11 protein-coding genes and 1 pseudogene are annotated in these 11,202 nt (G+C 38.1%); 4 read left to right on the forward strand and 8 right to left on the reverse strand.

Annotated elements, in window-relative coordinates:
* Together MMO38_RS16175 and pabB are read left to right on the forward strand one after the other, a co-directional pair.
* Positions 1 to 84: pseudogene (locus tag MMO38_RS16175) on the forward strand (transposase); the annotation flags it as partial.
* A gap of 380 nt (positions 85 to 464) precedes the next feature.
* Entirely contained in the window at positions 465 to 1,817 is a 1,353-nt protein-coding gene (gene pabB / locus MMO38_RS16180; RefSeq protein WP_241324159.1) for an aminodeoxychorismate synthase component I, read from the forward strand.
* A gap of 13 nt (positions 1,818 to 1,830) precedes the next feature.
* On the opposite strand, the gene hisC is transcribed toward pabB, so the two are convergent.
* Together hisC and hisD are read right to left on the reverse strand one after the other, a co-directional pair.
* Positions 1,831 to 2,919 carry a histidinol-phosphate transaminase gene (gene hisC, locus MMO38_RS16185; protein ID WP_241324160.1) on the reverse strand — a complete coding sequence of 363 codons (1,089 nt, stop codon included), beginning with the start codon at positions 2,917 to 2,919 and terminating at the stop codon, positions 1,831 to 1,833.
* 58 nt (positions 2,920 to 2,977) lie between these two features.
* Positions 2,978 to 4,267 carry a histidinol dehydrogenase gene (hisD, locus tag MMO38_RS16190; RefSeq protein WP_241324161.1) on the reverse strand — a complete coding sequence of 430 codons (1,290 nt, stop codon included), beginning with the start codon at positions 4,265 to 4,267 and terminating at the stop codon, positions 2,978 to 2,980.
* Positions 4,268 to 4,537: 270 nt separating this feature from the next.
* Between hisD and MMO38_RS16195 the strand changes: the two genes are divergently transcribed.
* Positions 4,538 to 4,969, forward strand: a complete 432-nt coding sequence (locus tag MMO38_RS16195) for a carboxymuconolactone decarboxylase family protein (protein ID WP_241324162.1) — start codon at positions 4,538 to 4,540, stop codon at positions 4,967 to 4,969.
* 2 nt (positions 4,970 to 4,971) lie between these two features.
* On the forward strand, positions 4,972 to 5,862 hold the full coding sequence (locus MMO38_RS16200; protein ID WP_241324165.1) for a sigma-70 family RNA polymerase sigma factor: 891 nt from the start codon (positions 4,972 to 4,974) through the stop codon (positions 5,860 to 5,862).
* 27 nt (positions 5,863 to 5,889) lie between these two features.
* On the opposite strand, the gene hisG is transcribed toward MMO38_RS16200, so the two are convergent.
* The 6 genes from hisG to MMO38_RS16230 all read right to left on the reverse strand — a co-directional run bounded on the left by hisG (position 5,890) and on the right by MMO38_RS16230 (position 11,051).
* Positions 5,890 to 6,579, reverse strand: a complete 690-nt coding sequence (hisG, locus tag MMO38_RS16205) for an ATP phosphoribosyltransferase (protein ID WP_004669798.1) — start codon at positions 6,577 to 6,579, stop codon at positions 5,890 to 5,892.
* Entirely contained in the window at positions 6,576 to 7,835 is a 1,260-nt protein-coding gene (murA, locus tag MMO38_RS16210) for a UDP-N-acetylglucosamine 1-carboxyvinyltransferase (RefSeq protein ID WP_241324163.1), read from the reverse strand. The genes hisG and murA overlap by 4 nt, the downstream gene beginning before the upstream one ends.
* A 6-nt stretch (positions 7,836 to 7,841) precedes the next feature.
* A complete protein-coding gene (ibaG, locus tag MMO38_RS16215; protein ID WP_005198374.1) occupies positions 7,842 to 8,093 on the reverse strand; it encodes a BolA family iron metabolism protein IbaG in 252 nt (83 codons plus the stop codon).
* A 139-nt stretch (positions 8,094 to 8,232) separates the two neighbouring features.
* Entirely contained in the window at positions 8,233 to 8,574 is a 342-nt protein-coding gene (gene raiA / locus MMO38_RS16220; RefSeq protein WP_004669794.1) for a ribosome-associated translation inhibitor RaiA, read from the reverse strand.
* 167 nt (positions 8,575 to 8,741) lie between these two features.
* On the reverse strand, positions 8,742 to 10,190 hold the full coding sequence (locus tag MMO38_RS16225) for an RNA polymerase factor sigma-54 (protein WP_004669793.1): 1,449 nt from the start codon (positions 10,188 to 10,190) through the stop codon (positions 8,742 to 8,744).
* Positions 10,191 to 10,472: 282 nt separating this feature from the next.
* Entirely contained in the window at positions 10,473 to 11,051 is a 579-nt protein-coding gene (locus MMO38_RS16230; protein WP_241324164.1) for a DUF6000 family protein, read from the reverse strand.
* Positions 11,052 to 11,202: the final 151 nt, after the last annotated feature.

Consider the following 11,202-nt stretch of genomic DNA (forward strand, 5'->3'; position numbering starts at 1 on the left):
CAAGTCATGACAGCTGATAAAATAGAGCAATGGGTGGAGAGAGTATCAAACCAATTCGGAAAAGAATACATGTTTACTTTTTAATGACAGCTTACTGTTAAATGTTTTTTAGTAACAACCCGATAAACGGCGCCCCTCAAGGCATTCAGTCCAACAACACACAAAGATAAATAAACATTTAAAAAATATAGTTATTTATAAAAATCAAACACTCGAATTTTGATCCCAATGGTCAAAAACAAGACCCTTTGTCTACTTTCAATAAAGTAACCATAAAATGTAAGCAAAATTTTTCGTTCCTCTCTCAGTATCAATAACATTGACATTTATTTCCCAAGCTTTTTTGATCATATCAACGAAATGTCCGTCTATTTTTTATTCTAAATCACTATAAAGTATCACGAGCATTTTTTGATTGTAGTACAATCCTCTTTCCCAAATGTAGATGTATATATTTTCATTTTATGTCTTATTTTAAACAAAAGCTTAATACAGAACTTACATCTGCATTTGACCTTCTCTCCCAACTTTATGATTTGACGGGTTTGGTCTATTTGCATGACCAAAATTTTCCAGTGATTGCTTTTTTACCTAAAAAGTTTCTAGTATTTCAACAGTCCATACTTCAACAGTTTCATCAAACTACATTCAATCAATATCAATTACACCCAAAAGCAACAACCGTTACCGAGTTCTCAAGCTTTGATCACACCACTCCAAGCTCTCAGCAAAATGTTGCATTTGATGGTGGATATATTGGTTTTTTCAGCTATGACTACAGTGCCAATCAGCATGTCAATATTTCCAGCCACCCTCAACCCAGCTTTTTCTTAGGTCAATACTCAACTTTTTTGAGATTTCAGGACAATGCTTGGTATTTTCATAGCCGTGAAGAAAATGCTCAGGCTATTTATGCGCATATATCTAATCTGATTGCTCAACCAACATCTAAGAACCTGTCCGCACTTACTTTACTTGAAGCATCCCACCCTCGCTGGTCAAAACAACAATACCTAAATGCATTCCAACACGTTCAGGAATATATTAAAGCGGGAGATTGTTATCAAATTAACCTCACCCAAGAGTTCAAAGCGACTGCTCAAGGTTCGTTATTAAATTCTGCACAAGCATTATGGCAGCTCACACACGCACCTTATGCAGGCTATCTAAAAATTAATGATTTTGAATTACTCAGTTGTTCTCCTGAGTTATTTATTGAATTCCAAAATAATCGAAAAATAAAAACCCGTCCCATCAAAGGAACCATGCCACGTTTTAATGACCCTCAACAGGATCAGCGGTCTAAAGAAAAACTCAGTCGCTCAGAAAAAGATCAAGCTGAGAATGTCATGATCGTTGATTTATTACGAAATGATTTAAGTGTTTACGCTGAGACAGGTTCGGTCACAACCACCAAACTATTTGAAATCGAAAGTTTCAATCAAGTGCATCACATGGTCAGTGAAATTACCGCGACCTTGAAAGAAGAAATCAATCCTATGCAAATGTTATTGTCTGCCCTACCTGGTGGTTCAATTACAGGAGCACCTAAAATTCGTGCCATGCAAATTATTGAGGAACTAGAAGGTGCGCCGCGCGGTGCTTATTGCGGTAGTTTAGGATATTTTAATTTTGATGGAACAGGTCGATGGAATATTTTAATCCGCAGCATTCAAAAATATCAAAACGAATTATCCATGTGGGCAGGTGGTGGTATCACCATCGCTTCTGATGCCGAAGCTGAATATCAAGAATGTTTTGATAAAATTTCTGCCATGCTCAATTTACTCAACACATGGCAGAAAACAGACCTCTAAATCAAAAATAGATTTATAAAATATGCGTTTTTAGCGTACCCACTAAACGCTTATTTTGTTCATCTGTACCAATCGTGATACGCAAGAATTGGTTAATCCGAGGTTTATTGAAATAACGGACCAAAATCCCATGATCACGTAGTTGTTGCATCAATTGAGCCGCATCATGTTTTGGATGCGTGGCAAAAATGAAATTGGCTTTTGATGGCAATACCTGAAAACCTAAAGCCGTTAACTCACTGATCAACTTTTCACGACTGTCTATGACTTTTTTACATTGCGCCTCAAAGTAAGCCTGATCCTCAAAGGAAGCAACAGCGGCTGCAATGGCAAAACGATCCATCGGATAGGAGTTAAAACTATTTTTTACTGCTTCAAGGGCAGCAATCAAATGACTTTGTGCAATGGCATATCCAACACGCAAACCAGCCAATGAACGTGATTTAGACGTCGTTTGGCAGACCACTAAGTTTTCATATTTATTGACCAACTGAACAGCAGTTTCAGCACCAAAGTCGACATAAGCCTCATCAATCACAACCACTCGATTAGGATTTGCTTGTAAAACCTGTTCGATTTGATCCAAACCCAAAGCAATACTGGTTGGCGCATTTGGATTGGTAATAATCACCCCACCATTCGCTTGCTTATAATCTGCAACATCTATTTCAAAATTTTCATTCAATGGAATTTGCTTGGTGTGAATGCCAAAGAACTGACTATAAACAGGATAAAAACTATAAGTAATATCTGGATAAAGCACAGCTTCTTTTTGAATAAAAAATGCTTTAAAAATATGTGCTAAAACTTCATCTGAACCATTTCCCACAAAGACTTGTGCAATCTCAACATTTTGCTGTTTGGCAATCGCTTGCTTCAAGGCTGTTGCGTCAGGGTCAGGATATAGGCGCAATGCATCGGCTTGATTTGCCAAAACAGCTTGGACCGCCGCCTCAACTCTCGGTGATGGCGGATATGGATTTTCATTGGTATTGAGCTTTAATAAGTTCTGAATTTTGGGTTGCTCACCAGGAATATACGGTTCCAATTCACGAACTTCAGGACTCCAAAAACTCATTTGTTCTGTTGTGATATTTGACATTTTAATTCTCTAATAATCCCCTCTCCTATGAGGAGAGGGTTAGGGAGAGGTTTTAAATTTATTGATAACGATAACGTGCTGAACGAGCATGAGCATCTAGATTTTCCTGTACCGCAAGCACATCCGCAGTTTTCGCCAAAGGTTTAACACCTTCCTGTGAACACATGATTAGGCTAGAACGCTTTTGAAAATCATAGACGCCAAGTGGAGACGAGAAACGCGCCGTACCTGACGTTGGCAAGACATGGTTTGGACCTGCACAATAATCACCAATTGCTTCAGGCGTATAGCGCCCCATAAAGATTGCACCAGCATGACGAATCTCTTTGCTCATCTGTTCAGCATCATCTAAACAAAGCTCTAAATGCTCAGGTGCAACTTGATTAATCAATTCGATTGCTTCTGCACGATCTTTAACGAGAACCAAAGCACCACGATTTTGAATCGAAGTTCTGGCAATTTCGGCTTTTGGTAATTCACTTAAATGCTTTTCAATGGCTGCATCAACAGCATTCAAAAGATCTTCATCAGGTGTAATAAAAATGGCTTGGGCAACCGTATCATGTTCCGCTTGTGACAACACATCCATCGCAAGCCAATCCGGATTATTTTCGCCTTCGGCATAAACCAAAATTTCTGAAGGCCCTGCGATCATATCAATACCGACTTGACCAAATACGGCTCTTTTTGCCGCTGCAACAAAACGATTTCCTGGACCAGTAATTTTATCTACTGCTGGAACAGTTTGTGTGCCATAAGCCAAAGCGGCGACAGCTTGCGCACCACCAATTGTAAATACTCGACTCACCCCAGCTAAATAAGCTGCTGCTAGAACCAATGGATTTAACTCACCATTGGGTGCCGGAACAACCATAATGATTTCAGGAACACCTGCTACATGGGCAGGAAGTGCGTTCATCAATACAGAAGATGGGTAAGAAGCTAAACCACCGGGCACATAAATTCCGACCCGGTCCAGTGGTGTGACTTTTTGACCTAAAGTATTTCCTAACTCATCAATATAAGTCCACCCTTCTTGCTTTTGAGCTTGATGGAAAGCACGAATACGCTTTGCAGCAAGTTCTAATGCATCACGGATTTCAACCGTTAATCCCTCAAATGCAGTTTTAAGTTGTGCTTGAGTCAGCTCTAAATCGGAGAATTGATGCGCGGGATGTCGATCGAACTGTTGCGTTAATTTAAGCACATGATCATCACCATGCTGACGAACATCAGCAATAATTTGATCTACAGTTTGTATTAATTGAGGATCATTGACAGTTTCAAATGCTAATAGCTCAGCAAATGTCTGTTTAAAATTTTGATCCTGAGTCGATAAACGTCGCATCAATTTACCCACAAGGCGAATAAGAGAGCGCTAAGTTTACTCTTTTTCACCCAATTTGTGGATGCAATATCAGCCTAAAAAAATTATGAGATAAAATTAGTGTGCCGATGAGCAATCCAATAGCATTACTCACCAAAGAAACCACGACAAACTAAAAAATATTTTTAAAATAAAACAATCCCTTAAAAATTATTTTTAGATCCTTGTCACAAATTTGAATGCTGATTCGTCAATCTAAGAACCCTATTTGTTCATATCAGGAGTTTTAAAATGACGAACAGTAATATTCATCCGCAAAAACATTTACCAAGTGCAGTACATCATCTTCATCAAGTACACAAAAATATTGATGACTTAGCCTTGATCGAACGCCCACTTTATCATTTAGTTCTGTTAAGAGCTTCACAAATCAATGGATGTGCTTATTGCGTAAAAATGCATATTGCCGAAGCATTGGCAGATGGTGAAACCCAATCACGTCTAGACCGCCTCATCGTATGGCGTCATTGTGCAGACTACAGTGACCAAGAAAAAGTTGCTTTTGCTTGGGTAGAAGCATTAACGACACTACACCCGCAAACAGATTATGCGTCGCTGCGTTCCAACCTATTAAAATATTTTAACGAACAGCAAATATCTGCTTTAACTTTATTGATTGGCATGATTAATTTATGGAATCGTATCGGCATTTCACAACATTAAAGATGATGCAAAATCAACAAAATCTCACGACACACGATTTAGATCTATTTCAAGCAAGCCGAGCATTCTTGTTCGGCCTAGCTTATCGTCTCTTAGGTTCAACACATGACGCAGATGATGTATTACAGGATATTTTTCTAAAATGGCAAATGCAGCCTAAAGAGGAAATCCTCAATCCCCAAGCTTGGCTTACTTCGGTATGTACTCGTCATTGTATTGACTTGCTTCGTTCTCACCACAAGTCACGGACTGAATATGTGGGTACATGGTTACCCGAACCGTATCAACATACGGAACAGATATCGATTGAATCTGATTACACCCTATCTACTGCATTTCTTTTAGTTCTTGAAAAACTATCCCCCAAAGAACGAGCTGCTTACTTACTGCATGATATTTTTAATCTTAATTACCAAGAGGTTTCTGAAATTATTCAAGAGCAGCACAGTTATTGTCGGCAATTAGTAGTACGTGGAAGAAAACGAATTTCAGAACAACCAAAGGTACTTTCGACATTACCAAGTTCACATCAGATGACTTTACTAAATGCTTTTAGAGATGCCATTCACTCGCATAATCTTGATCAACTTAAAAAGCTTCTGAGTGAAGATATTCAGCTTGCTGCTGATGGTGGCGGTAAGGTTTCAGCTATTCCCCAACCACTCATCGATCAGCCCAGTGTATTACGCTTTTTTGAGCGCTTGCTCTTTCAGGCTTGGAATGAGCTTTTTTGGGAAATATGCCATCTCAATGGCAATATTGGTTTTAAGCTATATGATCAACAGCATAATTGTGTGATCGCGATGACATTTGCATTTGATTGCAACCAGCAGATTCAAAATATCTATGTTATGCGGAATCCCGACAAACTAAAAAATAAAAGGCCAACCTAAGTTGACCTTTGTACAGAATAGGCGCTTTTATTTCGAACGTTCTTTAATCGCCTGTTCAAGTTGAGTCAGGATTGGGTTTAATAAAGCTTGTTTACGTTTGAAACTTGCTTTATTAACGATTAAACGCGAAGAAACCTTACAAATCTCCTCTAATGGCTCTAAACCATTGGCACGTAAGGTATTTCCTGTATCGACCACATCGACAATGTAATCACCCAATCCAACGAGCGGTGCAAGTTCCATTGAACCGTAGAGCTTAATCACATCCACTTGCTCACCTAAACTTGCATAATATTGACGTGTTAAGTTGACATATTTGGTCGCGATCTTTAAACGCCCTTTCGGACGTTGCATTCCCACTTTACCCGCAGTCATTAACTTACAATTGGCAATTTTTAGATCAAGCAATTCATACACATGTTGTGCGCCATGCTCCATCAATACATCTTTACCCGCCACACCAAAATCTGCTGCACCATTTTCAACATAAGTCGGCACATCCGAAGCACGTAAAATAAGAATACGTACTTTTTTATGCGTAGTTGGAAAAATCAACTTACGCGACTTTTCTGGATCTTCCAGTAAATTAATGCCTGCATTTTCAAGTAAAGGTAAAGTCTCTTTTAAAATACGACCTTTACTGAGTGCCAAAGTTAAACCATGATCAAAATTGCCCATTACATCAAAATTTGGATCATCGTTTCTTAAGTCATTCATCCTTTTACTCGCTTAATCTGAGCCCCTAAACTTTGCAATTTTTCTTCGATATGTTCATAACCACGATCAATATGATAAATACGATCAATCAGTGTCTCACCCTCTGCAACCAAAGCTGCAAGGACTAGGGAAAATGAAGCACGCAAATCAGTCGCCATCACAGGTGCAGCTTGAAGTGTCTCTACTCCAGTTACAACCGCGTCATGCCCTTCGACTTGAATGTTTGCACCCATACGAGACAGTTCAGGTACATGCATAAAACGATTTTCAAAAATTGTTTCAGAAATCGTTGCAAAACCACGACCGATTGCATTCACCGCCATCAATTGTGCTTGCATATCTGTAGGGAAATCTGGATGCGGTAGTGTTCTAAAACTCACAGCTTTAGGACGTTTACCCTGCATATCCAACTCAATCCAGTCATCACCACAAGTAACTTCTGCACCCATTTCTTCAAATTTTTCCAATACCGCTTCTAGCAATAAAGGATCAGTATGCGTGGTTTTAACTCGACCACCCGTAATCGCAGCAGCAGCTAAATATGAACCCGTCTCGATACGGTCAGCAACCACAGCGTATTCACAACCATGTAGACTTTCTACACCAGTTACAACTAACGTATCCGTGTCTAAACCTTCAATCTTCGCGCCCATTTTAATCAGCATTTGCGCAAGATCAGTAATCTCTGGTTCACGAGCAGCATTACGAATCGTGGTTACACCATCAGCCAATGCCGCAGCCATTAAGATGTTTTCTGTACCACCGACAGTAACCATATCAAAAACAACTTCGCCACCTTTTAAGCGACCATCAACTGAAGCATGGACATAACCATTTTCAACTTCAATTTGTGCGCCTAAAGCTTCTAATGCTTTTAAATGCTGATCAACTGGACGTGAACCAATCGCACAACCACCAGGCAATGAAACCTTAGCATTGCCATAACGCGCCAACAATGGACCAAGCACCAAAATAGAGGCGCGCATCGTTTTTACAAGTTCATAAGGTGCAAATTGGTTATCTAATGTCGAAGCATCAGCACAAACCGTTTCACCCTCATAACTCATGGTGATCCCCAAGCCAGCTATCAGCTCAACCAATGTATTCACATCTTTTAGATTAGGTACGTTGGTTAGCGTAATCGGAGAGTCAGCAAGGATCATTGCTGCAAGTAAAGGCAAAGCTGCATTTTTAGCACCAGAAATGCGCACTTCGCCCTCGAGCTTAACACCGCCCGTGATTAAAAATTTATCCATTAATATTTATGCTCCGAAAAGGCTTGCTTTACGCCATTCGTCTTTTGTCATTGCGCGAATCGTAACAGCGTGAACTGCACCACTCGCAATATAAGAATTCAGGGGTGCATAAACAGCCTGTTGGCGAGTGACGGTACGTTTACCTTCAAACTGGTCATCAACAATACGAAGGTCAAACTTGCCAGCCTGTCCGCTCACTGCTACTTCTGCTTCAGGAAAAGCTTCTTTTAAAATTTGCGTGAGCTGCTCACTATTCATTGCCAAGACCTCTTATACAACCATTGGTGTAAAACGCGCTATTTTACTATAACTTTTTCATATAATTCAGTAAGCGTTTTCTTTTTTTATCACTAAAAAAAGAGGCTCTATAAAAAGCCTCTTTCACTCAACTTAAAAATTAAGTCAAGATTGCAAGTTCATGTTGATAAGAACATTGTATTTTTCTATGTTTTGCAAGCTGTCGCTTTAATTTTTCTGTTAGTTTTTTTATCGAAGTATACATATCATCGGCTGTCGCCTGTGCAAACAATTCAATCCCCGGCAGACGTATAATTGCTTCTGCAATATGGTTTGCACTCCCTTTATGTGAACGTTTATCAACTTGATGATCTTTAGCCAATTTGATCTGCATACTATTTACCTGATCTAGATGCTTGGTCATTTGACTAAACTTTTCTTTAATATTCTCTTCAATTGCAGGTGTAATGGTTAAATGGTGTCCACGAATCGTTATTTGCATAATTCTATCCCTCACCTTTTCTTAGGATACGAAAACATCGCCCAAGCAATCTAATGCATATAATGTGGTTCAACACTCATTAAATCATCTTAGCGAGTCCTCTAGTGATTATTAAAAAATTCATTATTTGGTCATAATGAATGCCTAGAATAGTCACACCTTGAAATTCAGATCAAGACTTTTCTTTCAGAAGATGATGGAATATGTAACGATTCACGATATTTTGCGACGGTCCGTCGAGCGACCTCAATTCCTTCTACCTTTAACATCTCAGCAATTATATTATCCGACAAAGGTTTACGTGGATTTTCATTCGAAACTAATTTTCTAATCATGGCTCGAATCGCTGTGGAAGAAGCCTCCCCACCTGCCGTTGTTCCGACATGACTTGAAAAGAAATATTTCAATTCAAAAAGTCCACGTGGTGTCAGCATATATTTATTGGTTGTCACGCGAGACACTGTCGACTCATGTAGTTCAACTTCTTCAGCTACATCACGCAACACCAAAGGCTTCATCGCCTCAGGTCCCAACTCTAAAAATGCTCTTTGATGCTCAACAATGCACGTCGCGACTTTTAATAGTGTTTTATGACGCTCATCAACACTTTTAATGAAATTTTTAGCCTCCAACATCTGATTGCGTAGATAAACATTGTCATCACTTTGATCAGCACGACGAATCATACTGGAATAAAAAGAGTTGATTCTCAACTTTGGGATGACATCAGGATTAAGTTGCACCTGCCAGTGTAGATCTTTTTTAGCAACAACGACATCTGGAACTTGATATTCAGATTCTTGCTGATTGAACTCTAAACCAGGATAAGGTTTCAAAGTTTTTAATAAATCGACTGCACTTTTTAACTGCTCTTTAGATAGGCCTGTTTGTTTTAACAACTTATTTAAATCATTTGCAATGAGCAGCTCATAACTCTTCAGAAGCTTCTTTGCTTCAGCCACATAAGGAGATTTCTCGTTCAAACTTTCGAGTTGAATCATAAGACATTCTGCAAGATTGCGTGAACCAACACCAACTGGATCTAAATGTTGAATATGTTTTAGAACTACAACGATTTCATCTAATTCAACCTCTTCCTCACTATCCATTTCTTGCAATATGCGCGTTACAGCAAACAGAATTTCATCTAAATCAGCATCTAGGAATCCTTTATCATCTAAAGAATCTACTAAACAATATGCAATCAACTTATCTATATTAGAAAAATGTAATAAATTAACTTGTTCTAAAATATGTTCTTTTAGATTATGTTGAACCTGTCTATTATCTTCTCGTTCTTCATACTCAGGTGATCCTAAAGCTGTAGACTGATGGGTGTAAATATCATCCCATTCTGTATCAACAGGTAAATCATTTGGTAGATGATCAGCATTAAGTTCTGTTGTTAAATCCGCATTTTCCGCTGGCTCTAATGTAGATAAGCTTTCTGTTGTGCCAATCTCTTCAATTTTTTCCAGTAACGGGTTACTATCTAATTGTATTTGTACTTCTTGCTCCAACTCTAAACTTGAAAGCTGTAAGAGCCGAATTGCCTGCTGCAATTGAGGAGTTAGCGATAAACTATTCGTAACTTTCAACCCAACAGATAATCTCATAAAATCTTCCTTCAAAAATCAAGCAAAAAACATGCCTATAAAATTATTTATAACATAAAGAAATGTTTACGCATATAAGGAAAAAAGAAATTCAACTTATTTTATCACTAGGATTTATCAAAATAAAAATTTTTATAGAAATATCAACAAGGTAAAATATTTGAAACATTCATTATTACGATTAAAGACTAGTAATTATAATCGGTATTAGACTCCCCTCAAAATCAAATGATCTCAATAAGCAAATACAGGAAGAGAAGTTCATCATATCTAAATAATATTTTATAGATGAATATCAAACAATTCCATTACTAAAAGAAATGTAGATTGAACATGATTATGTCTTTTTTTCCAAAATTCCTTATACACGGGAGGCAATTCTTCAAGAAATAAAAACCATTGCCTATCATGCAATACCTTACTTTCTGGCTGTAAATAATTTAATGCTGCGTAAGCCCATTCTGGTTGTAATGCTTCATTAATGCACCTATTCTCCAATACAGTGTCATTACACTTTTCTATATATTTTAATAACCCTGCGTAAGATTGTTCCCCTCCAAGGCGAGCAAGACATATACATAAATGTTCTGTACGATTCGGATACTGTAACAGTCTTAAAAGGATTTTATCAGAAAATTGATTCATCTTTCTTAAAGCAATTGTCCACACTCCAACTTTTTCAGAACGCCACCCTTCATTAACCATCTGTATAATTTCAATATCTGATAATTCTAAAGCACAACTTGTAAATGCTTTCCATAGAACCTTTCGTTTTGCTTCAGATATTAAAATAATATTGCCATTCATAAACTCCAAATAAAAAGGCTGAACATATTTAGGGTGATCCATCCAATTAGTCATTCCTTAATTACCTTTATTTTAAAATTCCAATTTTAATTTATATTTTTTTCATTTCGCAATAAAAAACCTCCCAACATAAGTTGGGAGGTTTTGAATTTAAAAGCTGGCGATGACTTACTCTCACATGGCAAGTGCCACACTACCATCAGCG

This window comes from Acinetobacter sp. NIPH 1852 (genome assembly GCF_022549455.1).
Lineage (GTDB): Bacteria > Pseudomonadota > Gammaproteobacteria > Pseudomonadales > Moraxellaceae > Acinetobacter.

Bases quoted from the DNA above. Each gene is read 5' to 3' on its own strand.
- pabB (WP_241324159.1), top strand. From the start codon at position 465: ATGTCTTATTTTAAACAAAAGCTTAATACAGAACTTACATCTGCATTT.
- hisC (WP_241324160.1), bottom strand. From the start codon at position 2,919: ATGTCAAATATCACAACAGAACAAATGAGTTTTTGGAGTCCTGAAGTT.
- hisD (WP_241324161.1), bottom strand. From the start codon at position 4,267: ATGCGACGTTTATCGACTCAGGATCAAAATTTTAAACAGACATTTGCT.
- MMO38_RS16195 (WP_241324162.1), top strand. From the start codon at position 4,538: ATGACGAACAGTAATATTCATCCGCAAAAACATTTACCAAGTGCAGTA.
- MMO38_RS16200 (WP_241324165.1), top strand. From the start codon at position 4,972: ATGATGCAAAATCAACAAAATCTCACGACACACGATTTAGATCTATTT.
- hisG (WP_004669798.1), bottom strand. From the start codon at position 6,579: ATGAATGACTTAAGAAACGATGATCCAAATTTTGATGTAATGGGCAAT.
- murA (WP_241324163.1), bottom strand. From the start codon at position 7,835: ATGGATAAATTTTTAATCACGGGCGGTGTTAAGCTCGAGGGCGAAGTG.
- ibaG (WP_005198374.1), bottom strand. From the start codon at position 8,093: ATGAATAGTGAGCAGCTCACGCAAATTTTAAAAGAAGCTTTTCCTGAA.
- raiA (WP_004669794.1), bottom strand. From the start codon at position 8,574: ATGCAAATAACGATTCGTGGACACCATTTAACCATTACACCTGCAATT.
- MMO38_RS16225 (WP_004669793.1), bottom strand. From the start codon at position 10,190: ATGAGATTATCTGTTGGGTTGAAAGTTACGAATAGTTTATCGCTAACT.
- MMO38_RS16230 (WP_241324164.1), bottom strand. From the start codon at position 11,051: ATGACTAATTGGATGGATCACCCTAAATATGTTCAGCCTTTTTATTTG.